We start from the raw sequence: 23950 nt of genomic DNA, 5'->3' as shown, positions 1-23950 counted from the left end.
ATAGATCATTAGGTTTTATATTAGGGAGAGAGACAATGAAACGAAATGATTTATTAACTCCAATTGGCATATTTATAGGAATTACGATGATCTTTGTGGGGATCTTTACCACTGGGGGAGTGGGGGACGTTGTGTCCTTTATTCAGATTTCCTCAATGATTATCGTGCTTGGTGGCCTTGCGGCTGCGCTTTTGATAAACTTTACGTTGGACGAGATCAAACTGACAGGAAAGGTATTAAAAGAATCTTTCCAAACAAATGAGCAGAATTTGTCAGGGCTGATCGATCTGTTCGTACGTCTATCAGAAAGAGCGCGTCGTGAAGGCCTTTTGGCATTAGAATCAGAATTAGAAGAGGTTGAAGACCCGTTTATTAAAAAGGGAATCCTTCTTGCTGTGGATGGTATTGAACCAGAAGTTATAAACGATATTATGAATGCTGAAGTTTCAGCTATTGAAGAAAGGCACAGGCGAGGTCGTGCAATTATCGAAAAGGCTGCTGAATATGCCCCGGCTTGGGGGATGATTGGAACTTTAATTGGATTAGTTCTTATGCTTAAGAATCTAACAGACCCAACGACGCTCGGACCAAATATGGCGATTGCCTTGTTAACGACCTTTTATGGATCGGTTCTTGCTAACCTTGTATTCTCGCCTATGGCCGGGAAATTAGCAAACAAAACAGATCAAGAAATCTTTATAAAACAAGTTACCATAGAAGGTGTAATCGGAGTACAATCGGGGCAAAATCCAAAAATTCTAGAAGAAAAGCTAAGTGCTTTCCTTTCTGGAGATGAGCGTCAACGTCAGGAGGAAGAGCCGACTGAAGAAGACGTAATGGAGGGAGCGCCGAATGAAGCTTAAACGGAAAGAACGCATACAAGAAAAAGGCGCTCCAAAGTGGATGGTCACCTTCTCTGATTTAATGACGTTGATTCTCGTTTTCTTCATCCTGCTTTTTTCCATGTCGCAAATCGATAAAGAAAAATTTGAAGCTGTAGCAGAGTCGTTCCGAAGTCGAGCCATCTTTGATTTTAACCCATCTATTGTTGAGTCAGAGCACCCTGCTGATGAAAAGGATGACAACCAACAAGATATAAGTGAGTTTGAGTCAGAGGAAAAAGAAGATGTAAATAAGGATATGGAAACCGGCGCTACAGATACAAAAGATTCGTTAAACAAGCTTGTAACAGAGGTGGAAACGTTTCTTGAGAACAATGATTTGACGGAGAAGATTACAGCAAATCGAACTGAACGAGGTGTGGTTCTTACATTACAAGAGCAGGTATTGTTTAATACGGCTGAAGCTGAGATCATTTCGACGGGTCAGCCTTTTCTTAAAAAAGTCGGTCAGCTCTTAAATAATATTCCTAACTATGTAAAAGTGGAAGGACATACGGATAATCGTCCTATTTCTAACTATCGTTTTCCTTCGAATTGGGAGTTATCAGCAGCAAGGGCAAGTGGTGTCATCCGGTACTTAGCTCAGGAAACAGCAGTAGATTCAGCTCGTTTTACAGCAGTGGGTTACGGAGATACTCGTCCCCTTGTTCCAAATGATTCAGAAGAAAATTGGCGGAAAAACCGACGTGTTGAAATCGTCATCCTAGATCCAAGCTACAACGTGCGAGAAGGAGTTACATCTCCTTAATCAACTATACATAAAGAAGAGTGTTCCAATGGCCTGAGTGGCATTGGAGCACTCTTTTTTAGTAATGGGTGTCACTTCATTATTTCATGAAGTGAATACCTTTTTACTTTGGGAGATTGTGTTTTAGCTCGATGAACTGCATTGCTTTCTCCAAGACTTTTTCATTTTTCTCTGTAATCTCGGCTTTTCTAGGTATATCTTTATACATGCCTTGCTGGTCGTTCCATGAGTTAGGTAGCTGGACAGGTGCTTTGGGTTGCCATTTGTCCAGCCATTCCTTAGGTATTTCCCCCTCAGCAGGCTTGTCGTGAGCCATTACATTCCAGATCTGCGCCCAGGCCCGGGGAACCACTCTCCAAATGTCATATCCTCCCCCGCCTAAAGCAATCCACTTTCCATCACAGTACTCGTGTGCTAGTTTATGAGCTAGCTTTGGTATAAACTCGTAAAGCTTGGATGTGCAACAAAGGTGCGTTAATGGATCTAAAACATGGGCATCTGCACCATTTTGCGTAATAATCACATCAGGCTGAAAATATTCAGTCACTTTACTGAATGCGGTTTCATAAACGTGCATAAAGGACTCGTCTTCTGTAAAGGCATCTACGGGGATATTAAAACTGTATCCATAGCCTTCTTTTATACCACGCTCGTTTACATTTCCTGTCCCAGGGAAGAGGTACCGACCCGTTTCATGTACGGATAATGTACATACATTTGGATCATCGTAAAATGCCCATTGCACACCATCTCCGTGATGAGCATCAGTATCTATATACAAGACTTTAGCTTGGTAATGCTCTCGAATATACTGAATTGCCACTGCACCATCATTATAAATGCAGAAACCAGATGCCTTGCGCTGGAATCCATGATGTAAGCCGCCACCGAGGTTCAGGGCGTGATCAACTTTATTCTGAAGCACCGCATCAACTGCTGATAATGTTCCGCCTACTAGTAGGGAAGATGCTTCGTGCATCCCATTAAACATTGGGGTATCTTCAGTACCTATTCCAAATTCGTACCCTTCCTCTTCACTAAGCTTTCCTGAGCTCGCTTTTTTGATGGCATCAACATATGGCTTCTCATGTACCAAGAGGAGTTCTTCCTCTGTTGCCATCCTTGGAGATATGAGATCTTGGTCCGTAATGTTCCCAATGCTTTGAAGAAGTTCATAAGCTAGGGTGACTCTTAATTGGTTAAAAGGGTGATCGTCTCTAAAGCGGTACGTCCTAAAATCTTCTGAATAGACAAAGGCTGCCTTGCACGTCATTGTTCCATCCCCGGCATGTTTGGCCATAATACGTCATACCCTGCAAGCTTTAAATCTTCAATAACAGGCATCGGATTCATTGTCTGAAGACGGAACACAAGAACTTTATAAGTGGAATCAGGCTGATAAGGATAGATGAGAACAGACGTTATATTTGTCTTGCGTCTACCAAGTACTGCCGTCACCTCAGGTAAGATCCCTGGTTTATCAATCACCTTAATTTCAATTTGAGAGCTTTGAACGGTTACCCCTGTAAGTTGAATCATCGTATATAGCATGTCTTTCTCTGTAATAATCCCAACAAGTTTGTTTGCTTTTGTGACAGGAACACAAGCGATCTCATGCTCGTAAAAAATACTCGCAATTTCTTCAACAAAGTCTAAAGGGTGAGCGGTTATGACTGGAGAACTCATAATAGATTCTAACTTGTTCTTGAGAGCCTCCTTATCTTGCTCGATTTGAAAAACAGACGGACTAGCGTCCCGTACATCCCGATCAGACACAATTCCAATAACGTGATTATGTTCATCCACAATAGGGATGTGGCGGATGTGATGGTCATTCAATAGTTTTAAAGCGGTTTCAATTGTTTCATCAGCTTTTAGTGATATAACTTCTGTTTTCATAACCTCTTCTACTAGCATTTATAGACCTCCTCGGTTCGCGCGATAACTTCGTCTCGCTAAAAACCTCAATTCCTCAAATCGATCGATTGAAGCTTGAGGTACACGACTTCCAATGCGAGCCATTAAACAGTTGGCTGGATGTGAGACGATCTCTGGATCATCTGTGGGATAGGGTGTTAATCCGCCAGCTCCCATCATTCGCTCCATAACATTACGATAATTCCAAATGTTTAACCCTGTTCCTGAAAGATCCCAGTGCCAGTAATATTCTGTTGAAATGACGATGAAATCTTCCATTTCATCGTCCATCATAGACACCTTTAATAGCCATGAGCCAATCCCATATCCTCTGTAATCTTGAATGACTTCTATAGCACCAAGTTCAAGGAGATCCTGCATTTCAAACTTCGACCATCTTTCTAATGGATCAGGATAAAGGTACGTAACATAACCTACAATGGTGTCTGAGGTTCTGGCAATGAGGATTCTGCCTTCTTCAAAATCGGCAATCTTCTTAACAGCTTCAAATTGTTTCGGGGCCGGCCTGAAGGCTTTAAGCCCTTCGTGAAAATGATAGTTTGCTAGTTCCTCTGAAGGGAGAGGCCCTTCAACGGTAATCGTTCCGGTTTTCGTTTCAATCTCTTGGGAATGATATTCTTTTGTATGCTTCATGCCTCCACCACCTAAAGTTACCTATATTTGTTATCTATTATACAGTAAATCTCACTGAAAAAAATCCCTGAGCTGCAATATGTTGAATCTAAGTATTCAAGGGGAGGACAGAAGGGGGGGGATGATCCGTTATGGTAAAAGGTGCTTATATAAAAAAGGCTATCCCTAAGAGTCTGGGTAGACTCTTGGGATAGCCTTATAGAAATTATCCTTCTGAAGAGGATTCGTCATCGGTTGATGAGTCACCACCAGAGTTATCTGTATCTTCAGATCCTCCAGATCCTCCAGATCCTCCGGAGCCGGAGTCACCGGTTGAACCGGAGTTGTCATCGCCTGATGAGCCATCGTTTTCAGTTCCACCGGATGAATTGTCATCGGTGGAACCGTCGTCCGTATTGCCGTTACCTGAGTTGTTATCGTCTGAACCATTGTTGTTATCATTGTTGCCGTTATCGTTATTGCCATCGTTGTTGTTATTTCCGTTGTTATTGTTGGTTCCATCGTTGTCGTTATTGCCGTTATTGCCGTTATTTCCGTTGTTATTGTTGTTGCCAGAATCTTGATCTTGGTCGCTTGGTGGTGGGTCTGGTGTGAAATCTCCGTATTCATAAGCTTGCGATGCTCCAGATTCCATTCCAAAGTAATCCACCGCTCTTACGATATAAACACCTTTACCAGATATGCCAAGGCTATTTGTTGCTGAATTCCCTATTAGTTGGAAGCCTGCTCCTGGTGTTGGGGCGCGATAGATGCGATAGCCAACAACGTCTCTGCTTCCAGAAGGTGACCATTTTAAGACGCCGCCGCTAGCTGATACAGCACCTGGAGCAGCTGGAGCTTGTCCGTCATTTGGTACCTTATCTGTAGATGGCACACGCACGCTTGCCCACTGGCTATTGTTTGGTACGAGCTGATTTAAGCTTGATAATCGGTCATAGTTGTTACGTTCAATGTACTCTGGATTAAAGAAGACGCCTTCGTTAGTAAATTCAGGTGGTGTAGAATCACCTGCTACATAGGCTTTATCTCCAATCTCAACATAACCTGTCGCGATTAAACTATCGTCTCGTTTTGTTGGAGCGTATTTAGCGTAATAAATGTCACTGCTGACAAGTCCCATTTCAGAACAAAGCTGAGATGGAAGCAAGCCTGAAGCGGCACAGTAGGACTGTCTGACAATACCAGATGGTTGTTTGAAACTTTCTTTTGGAACCATTAAGTCTGGATTTAGATCTGATGCTGCGTTTACAATATCCGTCCAAAGTTTTACGTTACGGTTGCTGTATCCTAGGCTACAGTTCCCGCAGTTTCTTAATGTGCTAGGTGTGTCATAGCCCATCCACATCCCCATTGTGACGTTAGGATTTGTTGCAACAAACCAGGTGTCGTGTACATTTTGAGAAGTACCTGTTTTTCCAGCCCAGTCAACTCCTGGATACTTTAAGCGATTACCAGCGTATCGGGCTGTACCGTAATCTAAAACATCTCTCATCATGTCGACAGTTAAATAAGATGCTTGTTCGCTAAATACATCAACGGGTTCAGATTTGTGTTCATAAAGTATGTCTCCGTCTTTTGTTTCAATCTTATCAATCATGTGAGCATCTACAAACTTACCGTTATTGCCGAAAGTGGCGAAGGCGTTTGTATTCTCTTCTACTGTTACACCCTCAAGAAGACTTCCAAGTGAAGTGGATAAGTTAGTCTTATCTTCTTCTAATAGTGTAGTAAAGCCCATTTTGTCTAAATAGGATGCTGGGTTTTGGTTTCTGATATCAGCATATGTTTTAACTGCTGGCACGTTATAAGACATAGCTAATGCTCTTCTTATAGAAGTTAGGCCATGGAAGCTGCCACCATAGTTACCAGGAGTGTATCCTCCCGCAAAAGCTGTTTCTATGTCTGCTACTACAGAACCTGGATTAGCTTCTCCTAGGTCTATAGCTGGGGCGTATACTAGCAATGGTTTCATTGTACTTCCGTTTGAACGTTTCGCGTCGGTAGCATGATTGAGGTTTTCCAGGTCAAAATCACGTCCACCGATAAAGCTGATGATACTCCCGGTTTTATTTTCAATTAACATTCCACCGACTTGAACGGGCTCTTTAATCGTTTTCTCTTCACCTGTTTCCTCGTCTGTTACTGTCCAAGTTCGAACAGGCCCGTAATGGTTATAATTCTTGTGTAATTCTTGCATTTTGTCATAAATCGGTTTATCAATTGTCGTATGAACTTTCAAGCCATTTTGCACTAATGTTCGATCTGCTAGTGTAGCATATTCTTGTTGCAGTGATTCACTGTTAGCCAGATCTTCTTTTGTATACCCATCCTGTTCAGCTAGGATACGTTGAAGAATGTTAGTGGCTCTCTTTTCTACTTCAAATGCGATATAAGGATATGATTGCACTGGTGAAGGTTCTGGTTCTGTAAAGTTCGCAGCAATGTCGTAATTAACTGCTTTATCGTATTCAGCTTGTGTTATCATTTCGGCTTCTAGCATACGTTGAAGAACCGTTCTCATTCGCTCAATCCCTGGGGTGAGTCCTGCTTCAGATTTAACTTCCCCTGTATTTGTAAAAGGTGTATACATATAAGGGCTTTGTGGCATACCTGCAATATAGGCTGCTTGAGGAAGGTTTAATTCTTTGGCGCTCACTCCAAATATACCTTGAGCAGCAGTTTCAATTCCTGCAACGTTTCTCCCGCCGGCGTTTCGACCGAATGGGACAACATTCAGATATGCTTCTAAGATCTCTTCTTTTTCGAAGAATCGCTCCAATCGTAATGCGAGTAGAATTTCTTTCGCTTTACGTTCGAATGAAACGGTGTCTGTTAAAATTTGATTCTTTATTAACTGTTGGGTGAGTGTACTACCACCTGTTTTAACGTTTGCGTTCGTTACTTCTTGGAAGATCGCACGAATTATGGCTTTAGGTACAACTCCATCATGTGTCTCGAAATTCGCATCTTCAGTGGCGATGACAGCATTGACCACATGATCAGATACCTGGTCAAGGGGCACTTCTTCGCGATATAAATCAGACTGGATCTTTCCTAAGTATGTGTCTCCGGCAAAGTACAATTCTGACGTTTCTTCATAATTGTAAATGTCTTTTTGCATTTCGGCTTTAGCGCGGATTGGTTCATCTTTGACGAGCGAGGCGAAATAACCGGCACCTAGCCCGGCAGCAAAGAACACGCCAATTACACCTACAATGAGGAAGAATAAAACGATGTTCCAGATTACATCATAAGAGATACGGAAATATTTTTGGATCTTTCCGTCTTCCCACCATTTGCGAAGCGGGGATCTATCTGGACCATTTGAATGGTTCTGGCTCATATAACGACCTCCTATTTCATACACGCAATATTATACCATATTGCACCATGAGGAGACATGGTTCAACATGAAATGTGTGTTGCTTTTTAAAAAAATATATGCTATAAATTATGACACAGTCACGTACGATAATGAATAGTAAACCGAGAAGGGTTGAAGTAGTAAGTTGTTCCCTGTTCCAGAAAGCTGACGGTCGCTGTGAGTCAGTACAGAGCAAATTACGAATTACGTCCTGGAGTTTTCTTCTGATGAGTTCAGAAGACGGGTGAATCCGTTATAAATTCCTTGAGTGGTGATCAGTTGTCTGGTTACAACAAGGGTGGTACCGCGAGCGAGCCTCGTCCCTTTTTTAGGGGCGGGGTTTTTTGTGTTCTTTAAAGTTCAATGTGGTTCGTAGTATAACCTGAAAAGGGCGCCTTCAGTACGATTATTACGTTTATGTCGTTACTTAATTTGAGAAAAAGAGGAGTGTACAGAGTGGATATTTTACAAGACTTACAAGCAAGAGGATTAATCAATCAAATGACAGATGAAGAAGGTCTAAAGAAGCATTTAGCTTCAGAACAGGTTACTCTTTACTGTGGTTTCGATCCTACAGGTGATAGTCTTCATATAGGTCATTTACTGCCTGTATTAATTCTTAAGAGATTTCAGCAAGCCGGACACCGTCCGATCGCTTTAGTTGGCGGAGGTACTGGTATGATTGGTGATCCAAGTGGTCGTTCTACAGAGCGCCAGCTTAACGATGAGAACACGGTTCGTCACTACAGTGAACAGCTAGCAGGTCAACTCGCTAAGATCTTAAACTTTGATGAAGGAGAAAATGCAGCTGTAGCGCGTAACAACTTAGACTGGCTGAACCAAATGACGATGATTGAATTCTTGCGAGATGTAGGGAAGCACTTTGGCATTAACTACATGCTAGCGAAAGATTCTGTTGAGTCCCGCATTGAAAACGGGATTTCGTTTACAGAATTCAGCTACATGATTCTGCAGTCTTATGACTTTTTGAACTTATTCCGTAAAGAGAACTGTACTTTACAAATTGGCGGAAGTGACCAATGGGGGAATATTACGGCTGGGCTTGAGCTTATTCGTAAGAACTCGACTGAAGGTGAAGAAGCGAAAGCATTCGGACTAACGGTTCCATTAATTACGAAAGCCGATGGAAGTAAGTTTGGTAAAACAGCTGGTGGGGCCATTTGGTTAGACTCTGAAAAGACTACGCCATACGAATTCTACCAGTTCTGGATTAACACAGACGACCGTGATGTTGTGAATTTCCTTCATTACTTTACATTCTTGAGCTTAGACGAAATTGGTGAGCTGACTAAGGAAGTAGAAACGCAACCTGAGAAACGTGTTGCTCAGCGCAGGTTAGCAGAAGAAATGACGAAGATGGTTCATGACGAGAAAGCATTGGAACAGGCTGAAAAGATATCTGAAGCGCTCTTTAGCGGTGATCTTAAGCAGCTAACAGGTGATGAAATTGAACAAGGCTTTAAAGACGTTCCTACTTATAACTTAGAGGAAGAAGAAAAAGGTTTAATTGATCTTTTAGTTGAAGCAAAGATTTCTTCTTCAAAACGTCAGGCCCGTGAAGATATTCAGAATGGTGCGATTTACATTAATGGTGAACGTGAGCAAGACATGAAATATACAGTGGATGCTGAAGATCGCATCGATGGCAAGTTTACAATTATCCGTCGTGGTAAGAAGAAATACTTCTTGGTACGCTTTGAAGGATAATAAAATAGAACAAAATAAAAAGCCGCTTAGAGTTTGAATGACTCTAAGCGGTTTTTTATACATGAATTGCGCTATCCCCCCTCTGTTCTTAGTTACATCAGTCCCTTTTAATGCGAAAGTGCTGAAGTTGATAAGGAAGTAAGCTTTTATATCTTTGTTGAATAAATCGGTCATCAATAAGTACAATTGTACCTGAATCAGTTTCTGTACGAACTAGTCTTCCTGCTGCCTGCAGGACTTTATTCATGCCAGGATACATATAAGCATAGTCAAATCCATTCTTTCCTCGCTCGTCGAAATAACGCTTCATGATGTCTTGTTCATCATTTAATTTCGGTAATCCCACACTAACTACTAGAACCCCGTTTAAACGGTCTCCTCTTAAATCGACCCCTTCTGAGAAAATTCCTCCTAATACCGCAAATCCGATCAATGAATCTTCACGGTCTTCACGGAATTCGGCTAGATATTGTTCACGGTCTTGTTCGGTCATTTGAGGCGTTTGTAGTAGCACGGAAGCTGGATGATCTAGTTCTTGAATTCGTGCATATACCTGCTCCATATATACGTAAGAAGGGAAGAAGACAAGATAGTTTCCTGGTTTCTCTTGTATTAATTTTATTAATGTACCAACGATTGAACCGATAGATTGATCTCGGTCATGGTAACGGGTCGATATGGGTTGAATGTACATCTCAACATTTTGCCTATCAAATGGTGAAGGGATTGAAAAAGTATAGTCCCCTTTTGTCCACCCGAGCATGTCTTTATAGTAATCAAATGGAGCGAATGTCGCTGAGAAGAAAACTGTTGCTCCATATCCCTTAGTTGTTTTGTGTAATAAAGAAGAGGGATCTACACAAAAAAGTTTGAGCTCTACTTCGCTTTTATAACGTCTTATGTAGGTGACATAAGATGCATCATAGAGTTTTGAAATCCGCACAAAACTTAGAGCCATAAAATACGTTTCGATTAATAGAGATTCTGTATTTTCTACGTATGGGATTTCTAGTTCAGCCAGATCAATAAAGCGTTCCACATCCTCAACGATACCTTCAGGAATTTCTGTCATCGTTGTCATGTATTGGTCGTCATCCATTGACTTTTTTAGCGCTAACAAGGACTGGTCGATAAGGTGGACGGATTCATATAAGTGCGGATTCTTTGATTTGTACTCACGCTTAAGTTGCAAAAAAGCTGATTTCATTAGTAGCGCTGAATACATAGACTGGGACCTGTCAACAAGATTATGGGCTTCATCCACAAGCAGTGTTGTCTTCTTTTTTGTTTCATTCCATAAACGTTTGAAAGATACTCTGGGATCAAATACATAATTGTAATCACATATGATGGCGTCAGCGTGATAAGCGGCATCTATCGAAAACTCAAAAGGACAGACTCGATGTTTTCGCGCATAAAGTTCGATTACGTCTCTTGTTATCAAGGTCTCATTTGACAATAAGTCTAGCAGAGCTTCATTGATACGGTCATAATATCCATCAGCAAATGGGCAATAATCTACCTGACATCCTTCATTTGTGAAACACATTTTGTTTTTAGCGGTTACCGTAACGGTATGGAAATTCAACCCTTTCTCTTCCATAAGGGAGAGCGCCTCTTCAGCAGCCTGTCTTGTTATCGTCTTAGCTGTTAAGTAGAAAAATTGTTCTGCCCTTCCTTCCCCAATTGCTTTAATAGTAGGAAATAGAGTGGAGATGGTTTTTCCTGTTCCGGTTGGAGCGTGAGCGAATAGGGTTTTATGATCTGTAATTGTCTTATATACAGCCCCAGCAAACTTTCGCTGGCCAGTTCGAAAAGCAGGGTAAGGGAAAGTGAGGTGTTGAATGCTTTGTTGTCGAGTTATTCTATGCTCAGTCATTAGCTTAGCGTAAGGAATATACTGATCCATCATAATGTGAAACCACTCTGTTAATTCAGTTGAGCTAAACGATTTAACATACTGTTTTCGTTCAGATGAAGGCAAATGAACGTAAGTAAGTTGAACATCAATTTCATCGAGTTCTTGTTGAGTTACGTAAATATATGCATAGCATTTCGCTTGCGCCCAGTGGACGGGATGAGAATCTTCCTCAATGTCATAAATTGACGAAGATGTAGATTTGATTTCATCAATGATCATTTTATTCTCTTTTTGAAGTAATCCATCACAACGTCCTTCAATGTGAATATGTATAGATTCAGCTATATGAGTGTACGCCAGGTGAACTTCCTTTTGATCATGTTCACTGTAATCGTTCTGCACCATTTGATGTGCTTTTGTTCCTTCGGTAAGGGACGTAGTCGTTTTAAAACGTCGATCAAGACTTCCGGAGCGATAGACATATTCAACTAAACCCCTTATAGATGTTCTTAACTCTGTCATGTTATCACCAGATTCTTTTTCATTTTTATCAGATCTAATTCCTGCCGTGTTTAGAGGAACGAATATGAATAATAGGCATTCTATTTTATGCTAGATCTTATATGGTAGTGAAAGTATTGTAACATTGAATAATTGAAGGATGTAGTCTGAAAGGGGGGGGGATATTAAAAAAAGATGACTCTAATGAGGCATCTTTTAGAAGATAAAGATTGCTGAGACAATCGCTGTCAGAATAAAGGTAATCAAATAAATAATAGAGAGAATTCTGATGCTAGAATTCTTTTCATACTTATGGGATCGCTGAAGTTCTGATGCTGGTGCTTCACCCTCCACTTCTCGTTGTTCAATAGATTTGTTCACATTTTTACCGACTAAGAGTGTTCCAATAAAGGCCAGGACGCAAATCCCAATGACGATAGCGATATATAAGGTATACACGTGATCCCCTCCTTTATGCTTCTATTCTTAGTGTATCAGGAAATGGAAATAGATGATAATAAAATCATAAAAAACACCCATCCGCCAAGGATGGGTGTTACAGAGAAGCTATTAACGAGAGTAGAACTCAACGATAAGCGCTTCGTTAATTTCAGAAGGCATTTCAGAACGCTCAGGGAAGCGAACATAAGAACCTTCAAGCTTTTCTGTATCGAATGATACATACTCAGGTACGAAGTTGTTTGCTTCGATTGCATCCTTGATTACGTCAAGGTTAGCAGATTTTTCGCGAACTGCGATTGTTTGACCAGGCTTCACACGGTAAGATGGGATGTTTACGCGTCCACCATCTACAAGAATGTGACCATGGTTAACTAGTTGGCGAGCTTGCGCGCGAGTGCGAGCAAGACCTAAGCGGTAAACGATGTTGTCCAGGCGAGACTCTAGAAGTGTTAAGAAGTTTTCACCGTGGATCCCTTTCATGTTACCTGCTTCTTCGAATAGACGACGGAATTGACGTTCGTTAACTCCGAACATGAAACGAAGTTTTTGCTTCTCTTGAAGCTGTGTACCATATTCTGAAAGCTTTTTACGCTGGTTAGGACCGTGTTGGCCAGGAGCGTAAGGGCGTTTTTCTAACTCTTTACCAGTACCGGATAAAGAAATACCTAAACGACGAGATTTTTTCCAAGTGGAATCTGTGTAACGTGCCATTGGATGATCTCTCCTTTTCTATTTTTATTTTGTATAAAATAAAAACAGGAGTGCCCCGTTCTCGAAGCTCATTTTGTTTTCATGCACCATCGCTCCAGCAGCCGAGAGTTACGCGATACACCTCTTGATGAAAGAGGAACAAAATGATAACAACAGTGGTTCACCTAAGCTGCCTTTTATTTTACACAAACGCTATTATAGAATTTATCCTGTCATAAGTCAAGCACGTTCAATAAGAAGTTTAGAAGGAAATAAGGTATTCACGAATCAGGTTATGATATAATGAGGCAAAAATTTTTTTGTGAGGTTTATACTGAATGAAGTCTAAAGAGGATTATAAAGCAGAAACGAAGCAATCTCAATCTGTTCGCTATGTAATTATTTGCATATTAATAGTGGCTGTTGGGATTGCTATAATGCTACAAAATAATAGGATGAAACATATAAATCAACCATTAGCAACTCAGACTCCACTTCTAGATTCCCGGCAAGTGGGAAATGGGATAGAAGTTACTTTGACAACGTTAAAAGAAGAGCAACCCTATTTAGTGGTCTATAGCGTAGACCGTCAAACGTACTCCTTCACTGCAAATGCCTATAAGAAACTTGATGAACCGATTCAAGAGATTAGATATTCACAAGGCGGGGAATTGTGGATAAGGCGCGATTCGGAATGGATTCTTTTAGATGAAGAACTGAAGCCGATAAGTTCTTCAGCAACCGGTCCGCCCAAATATAAAAAAAGTTTTCCTTCTTTAAAAGAGGTCACTCAAGTTGGGGATACATTCCAAGCTACAGTTGAAGATGGTAATGGAAGCAAATGGTCAAATACCTTTACTAAACGTCCCCTTGAAGTGGAGAGGTTAGTACCTCAAGAAAACGTTTGGGTAGTTCTTTTAGAGGGCTTCTCGGTTAAAATTGTTAAAAAATGAAAAATATTTTGAAAAGTAATAGGAAAAAAAGACTATAAGAAGTATAATGATAGAAAGAATCTTATTATAGAGAACTCCACTGAAATAAGGTGATGTATAGATGATTTCTAATAAAGCAAAGAGTCAATTTCGTTGTCAGTTAAAAGCACATTTTTTTGACTTGATGACGGAGGATGAACAAGGCGATTGGTCACGATTCGTGAAAGATTTACAGGCTATAATCACGGATTCAATTAAAGCCCAAGAGGCCTGCATATACATATACAACAAAGCTGAAGATGCATTTATGTTAATTTATTCCACGTGGAACAATAATCACCTAGCGAGTGAGGTACTTACTTTCAAAGATTGGTTGTGGCTAAGCGAGAACCAAACGATCGTGGGGACTTCTATCATTGCAAGAGAGCACTCAGATCAAGACTATCGTTACTTCATTCCGTTGGTTGATCATGAGGAAGCTTATGGGTATATAAGTATTTCCTATAAATCAGAAGAAAATGTGGTGCTTCGTGATTTAGAAATCGTAGGAGAAGAGGTCTCTAACGTTTATTTAAAAATGAGGTCTTATTACCAATCATTAGATGAAGAGAAACGGCATGAACGTTTGTTTAGGGTTACCGCAAAGTTTCATTCATCAATGAACATGGACGATGTCCTTGCTGAAATCATTGACACTTTACGTCAGTTGTATCCCGTGTTTGATTATTACCTGTTACTCTCTCATGATTATTCTAGTGCTCACAAGCTCCCGATTAGAGAGCTTGTGTATGATAGTGATGGGGCTAACAACTCTAGTGCTCAAGCTTATTTAACGGGAGAATTTCAGTTTGAAGATTCGTGGAATGAGCGACAGTCATGCTTTTATGCCCCACTTAAAGGAAAGCAAGGTGTTTACGGGGTATTACAAGTTGTAGCTCCAAAAACCGTTAAGTTTGTGAACGAAGATATTAACTTTATAACGCTACTGGCTAATACTGCGGGTAATGCACTTGAGAATGCGCGATTGTACCAACAGTCTAAACGATTAATTTCAGACTTGCAGTTAATTAATGAAACGACCCATAAGTTAAATTCTAATTTGAGATTATCAGATACAATATCGTTTCTCTCTAACCAAATACTTCATTCTTTTCATGCCGAAGAAGTAGGTGTACTTCTCTTTCAAGATGGAAATGTTGAAGATTACCAGGTTCTGCAAGAAAGCTCATCCTTCTTCTCTCAAGATCGGGCAGAGATGTTGCTTCAATACATTACGACTTCAATTGGTGAGCAAAGGGATGCGTTATTTATAGGGGACTTCTCAGCAAAGAACCTTTCTTTCAATAGTCCTTACCAATCGATTATGGCCATCCCGATGATTCAAACGGAATCGTTAAAAGGGGTAGTAATTGTAATGCATACAATGCCATATTTCTTCTCATTTGAAACGTTTAAGCTTTTGCAATCGCTTGTCCATCATTCCACGCTTGCCTTTGCAAACTCTATGCTTCGAGAAGAATTAGAGAGATTGGTCAGTACGGACTATTTAACAAAGCTTTACTCTAGGAAGCATTTAGATGAAACCGTTCATAAACATGTAGGCCAAGATCATGATGGGTCATTTATCATTGTCGATATTGATAACTTCAAACAAGTAAATGATACATATGGCCACCAAGAAGGAGATCGTATCATTGTTGAAGTGTCAAACTTATTGAGACGAGAAATAGGTGAAAAGGGAATTACCGCTCGTTGGGGCGGGGAAGAGTTGGCGATTTATCTTCCTGAAGTCGATGTAAATGAAGCCTATAAAATTGGTGAGGAGTTAGTCAGGAAAGTTAGAGACTATACAAAACCTCGCGTTACGATTTCTTGTGGTGTATCTTATTGGGATGCTTCAAGCGAAGGGGACGTCGTTGATTTATTCAGGCGTGCAGATAGAGCTTTATATGAAGCTAAAGAATCGGGGAAAAATTGTATAAAGCGTGAACAAACGATGGGGATCGAGTAAACTAAAGGGAAGTAAATGTATGAGGGTTACACCATGTGCTCTGTAAGATAAATAGACACTCATTATAGGTTAAATAGTGGACATATGAAAACGCAGAGATGAAAAATCTCTGCGTTTTTCTACATCCTTATAGGGTAAAGTGTTAAATGTATTGCTCAACAATTTTAGCGAATTGCTCGATATACTTCTCATCGGTTTCATCAAAGCGTTCTTTAACAGGGCTGTCAATGTCTAAAACGCCAAATATATTTCCATCTTTATACATTGGTACGACTATTTCTGACTGACTGGCAGCATCACAAGCGATGTGTCCTGGGAATTCATGGACATCAGCTACACGTTGAGTTTTACCCTCAGCAACTGCAGTTCCGCATACGCCTTTGCCATTTGGGATTCTCACGCAAGCTGGAAGTCCTTGGAAAGGACCTAACACAAGTTCATCTTGTTTCCAGATGTAAAAGCCAACCCAGTTTACTTGATCGAGAAACTGGTTTAATAGAGACGAAGCATTGGCGAGGTTGGCTACTTGGTCAGGTTCATCTTCAATTAGAGCTTTTAGTTGCTTTAACAATAAGTCATAATTTTGTTCTTTTGTTCCGTTGTAATGTTCGACATTAAACATCAAATATTCCTCCTATTTTGGCAAAAATCCTAAAAGTACGGGGCGAAAGTTGACGAGCGATTCATGCAGGATTCTTACCTTATTCAACGAATCTTTTCGAATAAGGAGGTCATGCGCTATGACAAAATCGTCAACAAGACAAAAAGTGATGGATGCAGCGTGTTTGTTGTTTTATACGAAAGGCTACACTGGAACCTCTGTTCGCGATATCGCCGCAAAAGCCAAAGTTAATGTTTCGCTTATCAGTTACCATTTTACAAATAAACAAGGCTTACTTGAACATCTCATGGTCCAATATTTTGAGCCTTATATAGAGTTATTAGAGCAACAACGAGATAGTAATCAACGATTATCTTCGCAAGAAAGACTCCGTAAAATGATAGAAGTAATTATACAGTATAAGAAAGAGCATCATCAATTTACATGCTTCATCCACAGGGAATTAACGCTTGATAACGTACTTGTGCGCGAGATGATGGTCACCTATTTGGCGAAAGAAAAGTATATCTTATTCAAACTTTTCAAAGAATCGTTGAAACATACCCGCGTAAAGCAAATGCAAACTCAACATTTGTTTCTTCAGTTCAAAGGGATGTTGATGATGCCATTTTTAATGCCTTATGAGATGAGAGAACATGTATTGTGGGATCAATCACCGGAATTTTTCGTGAAACAATATACAGAAACGATTATGCATTGGCTAGAACATGTGTATCAGTCAGGTGGCCTACCTCCGAAAAAAGAAAGCATTATGTAGTACTTGTACCTTTAGAAAAAACTGAACAAGTGACTCGAAATAGATCTACGAAAGGAATGCACTAAGAGCTTTGTAAGCTCTTAGTGCATTTTAATAGACGTTTGAAACGTATTGCTTTAGTTGAGAATAACCAGCTCCGAGATCTTCAGATTTATGAGCATCTGAACCGTAAACGAGTGGGATTCCTTTGCGAAATGCTTTCTCTAAAACGGATGGGTGAGGGTATGTGGATTGACAATAAGGTTTTCTCAAACCAGCGCTATTTATATCTAGTGAATAGTTTCTTTTTTTAATGCTTCCTAATATAGCATCTGTCTCTTCTGTAAAAGGTTCTTCTGTTGGAAATAGCTTTTGGAACTTATGCGAGAGGGTCATATGACCAATTCTTGTTGGCTTATAACGACCTAAATCTGCTTCTATGGAGCGGAGAAGTGTTTGGTAATATAGTCGGTGTACTTCATCAACTCCTCCATGAGCATCAATAAGCTTTCTGAAAGAATCAGGGCTGTAATCCAAGCACACAAATTCAGATGGCGTTGGGAGAAAATGAACAGATAAAATGCTATCTGTTAAAGAAGCTCCATATGCATTGAGAAATTTTTTGATTTCTTCTTCATACCCCTCAATGTAATCTACTTCTAAACCGATATGAATGGTGATGTCTTTCTCGTAGTTTTTTTTCAATTGTTGTAACGTGGAAATATAATCATCCATCATTTGTATTTCCATACCACTATCCTTGGTAGGTACAGGATCTGTGAAGGATGGGGGCAATGGTGCATGTTCAGTAAAACTAATAGATGAATAAGTTTGTAAAATGGCGTTTTCAATGTACTGTTTTAGGGTATCCCTTGATCCATGGGGGCAGAATGGGGTGTGTACATGCCCGTCAATAATCATAAGTGAACCTCCTTTAAAAAAGGTGTAGAAAAAAATGTAAAAAGGTTAATAAATTTGAAAAAATTTAGCCAAAATGACCGTTTACATGGTATCATAAAAACATTACTATATACATATTTTTACCTGGTATGACATAGATGAACTATTGACAGTTAGGAGGCTTTATATGGCGTATGGCATCGGTGCGATACTAGCAGTGATCGTTGGAGTTATTGTGGGGTTGATTTTTAGGAAGCAGGTTTATGATGAAGTCGACCGGCTTGAAGGTTGGAAGATGGATATCATGAACCGTGAAGTAACAGAAGAGCTTTCCAAGGTGAAATCTTTGAATTTGTCGGGTGAGACACAAGAAAGGTTTGAGTCCTGGCGCTCTGAATGGGACGACATATTATCCAAGCAACTTCCTAACCTTGAAGAGCAACTTTTTGAGGCGGAGGATTATGCAGATAAATACCGATTCGGTTCTGCAAAAAAAGTCATAAAAACGATTGAAGACCATTTAAAAACGATTGAGTCTTCAATTGATAAGATGTTTGAAGAATTAGAAACGTTACTTCATTCTGAAGAAAACAGTCGTAAAGATATTGAAACACTCCATCCACAAACAAAACAACTTCGTAAAAAGTTATTGCAACAACGCCATCGATATGGGAGTGCTGAGGTTCGTTTTGAAGTCCTAATCGACGCTGCTGAAGAGAAATTGCAGAGTTATTATCAGCTTGTCGAACAAGGTAACTATTTCGAAGCGAATGAACTTGTTCAAACCATGAAAGACGAGATTGATCAACTAACTGTCCAAATTGAAGAATTTCCTTCGCTTTATAAGATGTGTAAACAAGAACTCCCTTCACAAATCGAGGACTTGGTAAACGGATTGAAGCAAATGAGTGATGATGGGTATCGAGTAGAAGCGTATAATTTTGAGGAAGAACTTGCGGGCTTTCAGGAGCAGCTTAATCGATATTCCGAACAATTGGATCAAGCAGACATGGAAGAAGCTCGTTCAGGAGCGGTTGAGATTGAAGAACGCGTGAATGAAATGTTCGCCCAATTAGAGAAGGAAGCTATTGCAAGAAGTTATGTAGAGAAACATCAACCAAACTTATTATCTCAACTTCAATCTATTCGTGAAGATATCCGGTTGAGTAAAGAAGAAATCGAAGTATTGCAGCATACATACCAATTTGAGGATAAAGATTTGGAAATTCATACAAGTCTTGAGAAATGGGTTAATCTGCTATTAAAGCAATATAACGACATTATGGACGAACTTCAAGAGGGTCTGCCTCATTCCTCTATAAGAGAGGAATTAGAGCGATGGGCAGTTCAACTTCAAGAGCTTATCGAACAGCATCAACAGTTTAAGGAACGTTTACATGAAGTTCGTGCTGGGGAAAGGGAAGCGAAAGAACAGATAACAGTAATGAAGCAAAAGCTAATTGCTGTAAACCGCAAGTTGCAAAAGAGCAACATCCCAGGGGTGCCTTTGTATTTACAAAATGCAATTGAAGCAGCAGCCCATTCCCTATACCGTGTGCACGACTTGTTAGATGAACAACCGCTTGACATGATCAAGGTTAGAGAGTCGCTTGACAGTGCAACGAAAGAAACGGAGAGTGCTGCTGAGCAAACAGAGCTTCTCTTAGATCAAGCAACTTTAGTTGAGACAATGATTCAATATGGTAATCGTTATCGCAGTCAGTACCCATTTACTGCAGCAAAGTTATCTGAAGCGGAACGCTCGTTTAGGAACTATGAGTACGATCAAGCATTAGAGTTAGCAACGGATGCACTTGAAGAAGTTGAACCCGGGGCGCGTGATCGCTTGGGTGAATATATTGGAGTGAGTACGACGGTAGGATAGGAGGCAAGCATGAAGAATCGCTTAGTTATGAGTCTTTCCTTTTTATCAATCGGGATTTGGATTGTCGTAATCTTACTCTTGATGTTTCCTTCAGAAGAAAGCGCAATGGGACAGCACGGCGAACGAGTTCCACCTACTCTTCAGCTGAAGTCATCTGATAATATATCTAGAATGGCCTCTGATTATGAAGCTTTCAACATTGAAGAAGTGAACGAAAAGTATGAAAGAACATGGGAAGAGAAAGGTTTAACCCGTTCTTGGGCTAATGAGTGGAGTGAAGATGGCACGTTTTCGATTGATGATCTGTTAACAAAACTAGAGATTCAGTAAAGTCCTTTCCTGTTTGGAAAGGACTTTTTTTAGGTTATGTTAATGTTTATTGTGATTTTAAGTTTTTCATAAGCCCCTTATATGGAAGACTTAAAGTTGAGAGAATGCTTCCGTTTGCTCAAATTGAGAATAAGGTGGTTCGGGAAATCACTCGCTTTCCGCGGCGAGCTGGGAAGCCTCCTCGTTCGCTAACGCTCTCTGTGGGGTCTTCCCTATGCTCCAACTGCCGCAGGAGTCTCGCAATTTCCCGAACCACCTTTGCCATATAAGGAAGGAACGGAAGCATACTGTATAAAGAAGCAGGATTAATTTAGAGCCCTCGCCGAGCTAGAGCTGCGGGGCCGTTCTACAACTTCTGATAAGGGGTGTCTGGGGAACGGGGAGCCTCCTGCGGGAGAAAGAGGTCGACGAGATCCCGCAGGGTGGTTTTCCCGAGGAAGCTCGACAGCTCGCCCGCGGAAAGCGAGTCGTTCCCCAGACATCCCAAGCTCTCAACAAAATAACGGCCCCATTTACACTAACATGTCGCATCTTTGAGGCTTTAACAATCCTGCCATAATCTTGACCGACAGAGTATTTCTACAAGGGAAGGGTCTGAAACTTCTTCCTAATCATGTTATAGTAATGGTGACATATGAGAGTGATTGACAGATCGCTCAGAAGAAACGTATGATAATAGAATTGATTGCAATAAGAGAAAAAGGGGATCGGTGCCATGATTTACTTTGACAATAGTGCCACGACAAAACCATATCCCGAAGTGCTAAAAAGCTTTCAGCAAGTATCAGAGCGATATTATGGGAATCCTTCATCTATACACGCTTTTGGAAGTGAAGCAGAAAGACTTCTTCAACAGTCGAAAAAGCAAGCTTCTCAATTGCTGGGTATTCAATCAGATGAAATCATCTTTACCTCTGGAGGAACTGAAGGGAACAATTTAGCTGTAAAAGGGATTGCTTTACAACACCAAAATCGAGGGAAGCATATTATTACTACTTCCATAGAGCACCCTTCCGTGTTGGAGGCATGTCGTTCATTAGAGTCGCTTGGGTTCGAGGTTACCTATCTTTCTGTTAATGAGCACGGGCGTGTTAGTGTGGAAGATATACAAAAGGCAATTCGTGAAGACACTATTTTAATTAGTGTTATGCACGTCAACAATGAACTTGGAACAATTCAACCCATTGAAGAGATTGCTATGGTTGCTCGTCAGTATCCTAAACTTTATTTCCATGTCGACCACGTTCAAGGATTAGGGAAGACGGACCTGGACTTGTCCCTTATTGATTTGTGTACGATGTCAAGCCATAAAATACATGGTCTGAAGGGAACTGGTATCCTTTATGTGAAGCGGAATACCTCGTTATTTCCATTGCTGCACGGAGGGAGTCAAGAAGCTTCTTACCGGGCAGGAACCGAAAATCTCCCTGGTATTGTTGCAATGGTTAAAGCAATTCGCATGACAAAGGAAAACCAAAAAAACAAAATGGAACACTTAAAGGAATTGCATCACTATTTACGTGAAAAGATTTCTGAAATAGATGAAGTTGTTATGAACACACCTTCTGAGGGTGCACCACACATCGTGAACTTTTCAGTGCCTGGATACAAGCCAGAAGTGGTCATTCATGCTCTCGGTGAAGAAGGGATCTTTATTTCCACAAAGTCAGCATGTTCTTCTAAACATGCTGATGAGAGTGCTGTCCTTACTGCTTGTGGCCATTCACATGAACGGTCTTCTGCAGGACTTCGTGTTAGTATCACGTATGATAATACGAAGGAAGAAGGGGCGCGATTTATACACGTGCTTCAAAATGTATTAACCGAATTAAAAGAAGTAATGGGGTAGATAACATGCATTATGATCATATATTAATCCGCTACGGAGAAATGTCGTTAAAGGGTAAAAACTTAAAACACTTTGTAGCTAAGTTGTATGAAAATGTAAAAGCGAAATTGCACGATTACGAAAATATTAAGATTAAGCGAAACAGAAATCGTATGTATATCTTACTGAATGGTGAGGAACCACAACCCATTCTAGAAAGATGTAAAGATGTCTTTGGGATTCAGTCATTTAGCTTAGCGATTAAAGTAGAGAATGAAGAAGAACAAATGAAAGAAGCGGTTCAGTATGCATTAACGCATGCGAAGAACACGAAAACGTTCAAAATTTCTACTCGTCGTGTTGATAAAGACTTCCCTATTGATTCACAAGCTATGAACCGAGTTCTTGGTGGTTATGTTCTTTCGAATACAGAAGGATATACAGTTGATGTACACAATCCTGATATAGAGATTAACGTTGAAATTCGAAAAGATGGAACGTATATCACTTCAGAGAAAATTCTTGGTGCTGGGGGACTTCCGGTAGGTACAACAGGTAAAAGCCTTCTACTCCTTTCTGGAGGGATTGATAGTCCTGTAGCTGGCTATTTATCGATGAAGCGCGGAGTAGAAATCGAAGCAATTCACTTCCATTCACCTCCTTATACAAGTGAGCGCGCAAAGCAGAAGGTTCTTGATTTAGCAAAGCAATTAACTCGATATGGGCATAAGATTAAAGTTCATATTGTACCTTTTACCAAGTTGCAACAGACCATTCATCGTGAGATCCCTGAAGGCTATGGCATGACTGTAATGCGTCGTGTTATGCTTCAGGTTAGTGAGCGAGTGGCTGAAGAGAGAGGTATTCTTTCCTTTACAACCGGAGAAAGCCTTGGACAAGTCGCAAGCCAAACAATGGAAAGCATGAATACAATTAACGAAGTAACCAATTATCCAATTATTCGTCCCCTTGTATCCATGGACAAATTGGAAATAATTGATATTTCTAAGCGGATTGATATGTATGACATTTCCATTCGTCCTTTTGAGGATTGCTGTACAGTATTCGTACCAAGTGCACCGAAGACAAGACCTACTCGTGAAAAGGTTCTTCAATATGAAGAGCGAGTTGACTTTACTGATGAAATCGCAGAAACTGTTGCAGGAATTGAAACGGTTGAATTCGAAGAGAAGCACACGCAAGAAGAAGACGAATTTTCTGATTTGCTCTAATAGATAAACTTAGTTGAACTGCCAAAAACTGTTCAGGATGAGATCCTCCTTGTGACGCATGCTAGTAGTAACAAGGAGGTGAGACACACATGGCATATAACAACTCAAACGAACTTGTAGTACCTGGCGTACAACAAGCTCTAGACCAAATGAAATATGAAATCGCTCAAGAATTTGGCGTACAACTTGGTCCTGACTCTACATCCCGTCAAAACGGTTCTGTAGGTGGGGAGATCACTAAGCGTCTAGTTCAAATGGCTGAACAACAGTACAGCGGTGGGCAACAACAATAATTAAATAAATTGGTATCAAAGGGCAGTGGCGACACTGTCCTTTTCCTATGGGGTGAAAAGGAGACCGTTACATTTGATGAGTGCTAGGGCTTGCTCGGGGACAACTCGCTTTCCTGCGGGGAGCTTTGAAGCCTCCTCGTTCGCTGACGCTCTCTGTGGGGGTCTCCCCTAGGCTCCTTTTCCCGCGGGAGTCTCGCAGTCCCCGAGCAAGCCCTGGCTTTAAATAGGTGAACGGCCTCGCAGTTTTTCAGGCCCACCTTACACTCAATAAAAGTAAAACGGAAACATTCTCACAGCTTCGACTATTCACAATCCTGCCCCAATGGACAATAGAGAAGGTCAGGAAGTTGTGAC

General features: G+C 40.6%; 20 protein-coding genes and 1 other annotated feature. Of the genes, 11 read left to right on the top strand and 9 right to left on the bottom strand.

Annotation, left to right across the window (positions count from 1 at the left end; translation table 11 throughout):
* Nucleotides 1-35 precede the first annotated feature (35 nt).
* Both motP and motS read left to right on the top strand, forming a co-directional pair.
* A complete protein-coding gene (motP, locus tag IMZ31_RS14395; protein WP_036786499.1) occupies nt 36-863 on the top strand; it encodes a flagellar motor protein MotP in 828 nt (275 codons plus the stop codon).
* Nucleotides 853-1650 (top strand): flagellar motor protein MotS, encoded by a 798-nt coding sequence (gene motS, locus IMZ31_RS14390; protein ID WP_207528005.1) that lies wholly within the window; start codon nt 853-855, stop codon nt 1648-1650. Before motP ends, motS begins: the two co-directional genes overlap by 11 nt.
* A gap of 103 nt (nt 1651-1753) precedes the next feature.
* On the opposite strand, the gene IMZ31_RS14385 is transcribed toward motS, so the two are convergent.
* The 4 genes from IMZ31_RS14385 to IMZ31_RS14370 all read right to left on the bottom strand — a co-directional run bounded on the left by IMZ31_RS14385 (nt 1754) and on the right by IMZ31_RS14370 (nt 7564).
* Nucleotides 1754-2950, bottom strand: coding sequence for an acetoin utilization protein AcuC (locus tag IMZ31_RS14385; protein WP_305849392.1), 1197 nt, complete (start codon nt 2948-2950; stop codon nt 1754-1756).
* The gene (locus IMZ31_RS14380) at nt 2920-3567 is read right to left on the bottom strand and encodes an acetoin utilization AcuB family protein (RefSeq protein WP_207528004.1); all 648 of its coding nucleotides are present in this window, start codon (nt 3565-3567) and stop codon (nt 2920-2922) included. Before IMZ31_RS14380 ends, IMZ31_RS14385 begins: the two co-directional genes overlap by 31 nt.
* Nucleotides 3568-4221 (bottom strand): GNAT family N-acetyltransferase, encoded by a 654-nt coding sequence (locus IMZ31_RS14375; RefSeq protein WP_207528003.1) that lies wholly within the window; start codon nt 4219-4221, stop codon nt 3568-3570.
* 205 nt (nt 4222-4426) lie between these two features.
* Nucleotides 4427-7564, bottom strand: a complete 3138-nt coding sequence (locus IMZ31_RS14370; RefSeq protein WP_207528002.1) for a transglycosylase domain-containing protein — start codon at nt 7562-7564, stop codon at nt 4427-4429.
* 136 nt (nt 7565-7700) lie between these two features.
* Nucleotides 7701-7913: a binding site (T-box leader), on the top strand.
* A 128-nt stretch (nt 7914-8041) separates the two neighbouring features.
* On the opposite strand from IMZ31_RS14370, the gene tyrS reads away from it, so the two are divergent.
* Nucleotides 8042-9313 (top strand): tyrosine--tRNA ligase, encoded by a 1272-nt coding sequence (tyrS, locus tag IMZ31_RS14365; protein WP_207528001.1) that lies wholly within the window; start codon nt 8042-8044, stop codon nt 9311-9313.
* A 97-nt stretch (nt 9314-9410) separates the two neighbouring features.
* Here tyrS and IMZ31_RS14360 read toward each other — a convergent pair whose 3' ends face one another.
* The 3 genes from IMZ31_RS14360 to rpsD all read right to left on the bottom strand — a co-directional run bounded on the left by IMZ31_RS14360 (nt 9411) and on the right by rpsD (nt 12848).
* Nucleotides 9411-11696, bottom strand: coding sequence for an ATP-dependent DNA helicase (locus IMZ31_RS14360; protein ID WP_207528000.1), 2286 nt, complete (start codon nt 11694-11696; stop codon nt 9411-9413).
* Nucleotides 11697-11891: 195 nt separating this feature from the next.
* Nucleotides 11892-12134, bottom strand: a complete 243-nt coding sequence (locus IMZ31_RS14355) for a hypothetical protein (protein ID WP_207527999.1) — start codon at nt 12132-12134, stop codon at nt 11892-11894.
* 111 nt (nt 12135-12245) lie between these two features.
* Complete coding sequence (gene rpsD, locus IMZ31_RS14350) at nt 12246-12848, bottom strand: 30S ribosomal protein S4 (RefSeq protein WP_036786480.1); 603 nt, start codon at nt 12846-12848, stop codon at nt 12246-12248.
* A 317-nt stretch (nt 12849-13165) separates the two neighbouring features.
* Between rpsD and IMZ31_RS14345 the strand changes: the two genes are divergently transcribed.
* Nucleotides 13166-13780 (top strand): hypothetical protein, encoded by a 615-nt coding sequence (locus tag IMZ31_RS14345; protein ID WP_207527998.1) that lies wholly within the window; start codon nt 13166-13168, stop codon nt 13778-13780.
* 100 nt (nt 13781-13880) lie between these two features.
* The gene (locus IMZ31_RS14340) at nt 13881-15770 is read left to right on the top strand and encodes a sensor domain-containing diguanylate cyclase (RefSeq protein WP_242705570.1); all 1890 of its coding nucleotides are present in this window, start codon (nt 13881-13883) and stop codon (nt 15768-15770) included.
* A gap of 142 nt (nt 15771-15912) precedes the next feature.
* Here IMZ31_RS14340 and IMZ31_RS14335 read toward each other — a convergent pair whose 3' ends face one another.
* Nucleotides 15913-16392, bottom strand: coding sequence for a GAF domain-containing protein (locus IMZ31_RS14335; RefSeq protein WP_207527997.1), 480 nt, complete (start codon nt 16390-16392; stop codon nt 15913-15915).
* Nucleotides 16393-16510: 118 nt separating this feature from the next.
* Here IMZ31_RS14335 and refZ point away from each other — a divergent pair, with 118 nt between their 5' ends.
* Complete coding sequence (refZ, locus tag IMZ31_RS14330; protein WP_207527996.1) at nt 16511-17149, top strand: forespore capture DNA-binding protein RefZ; 639 nt, start codon at nt 16511-16513, stop codon at nt 17147-17149.
* A gap of 90 nt (nt 17150-17239) precedes the next feature.
* Here refZ and hisJ read toward each other — a convergent pair whose 3' ends face one another.
* Nucleotides 17240-18049 carry a histidinol-phosphatase HisJ gene (gene hisJ, locus IMZ31_RS14325; RefSeq protein ID WP_207527995.1) on the bottom strand — a complete coding sequence of 270 codons (810 nt, stop codon included), beginning with the start codon at nt 18047-18049 and terminating at the stop codon, nt 17240-17242.
* 166 nt (nt 18050-18215) lie between these two features.
* Here hisJ and ezrA point away from each other — a divergent pair, with 166 nt between their 5' ends.
* The 5 genes from ezrA to IMZ31_RS14300 all read left to right on the top strand — a co-directional run bounded on the left by ezrA (nt 18216) and on the right by IMZ31_RS14300 (nt 23596).
* On the top strand, nt 18216-19913 hold the full coding sequence (ezrA, locus tag IMZ31_RS14320) for a septation ring formation regulator EzrA (protein ID WP_207527994.1): 1698 nt from the start codon (nt 18216-18218) through the stop codon (nt 19911-19913).
* Nucleotides 19914-19922: 9 nt separating this feature from the next.
* Nucleotides 19923-20243 carry a hypothetical protein gene (locus IMZ31_RS14315; protein WP_207527993.1) on the top strand — a complete coding sequence of 107 codons (321 nt, stop codon included), beginning with the start codon at nt 19923-19925 and terminating at the stop codon, nt 20241-20243.
* A gap of 715 nt (nt 20244-20958) precedes the next feature.
* Complete coding sequence (locus IMZ31_RS14310; RefSeq protein WP_207527992.1) at nt 20959-22092, top strand: cysteine desulfurase family protein; 1134 nt, start codon at nt 20959-20961, stop codon at nt 22090-22092.
* A gap of 5 nt (nt 22093-22097) precedes the next feature.
* Complete coding sequence (gene thiI / locus IMZ31_RS14305) at nt 22098-23303, top strand: tRNA uracil 4-sulfurtransferase ThiI (protein WP_207527991.1); 1206 nt, start codon at nt 22098-22100, stop codon at nt 23301-23303.
* Nucleotides 23304-23392: 89 nt separating this feature from the next.
* On the top strand, nt 23393-23596 hold the full coding sequence (locus IMZ31_RS14300) for an alpha/beta-type small acid-soluble spore protein (protein WP_036786461.1): 204 nt from the start codon (nt 23393-23395) through the stop codon (nt 23594-23596).
* Nucleotides 23597-23950 lie beyond the last annotated feature (354 nt).

The organism is Pontibacillus sp. ALD_SL1 (assembly GCF_017355605.1).
This window is presented reverse-complemented; position numbering and strand designations above follow the sequence as displayed.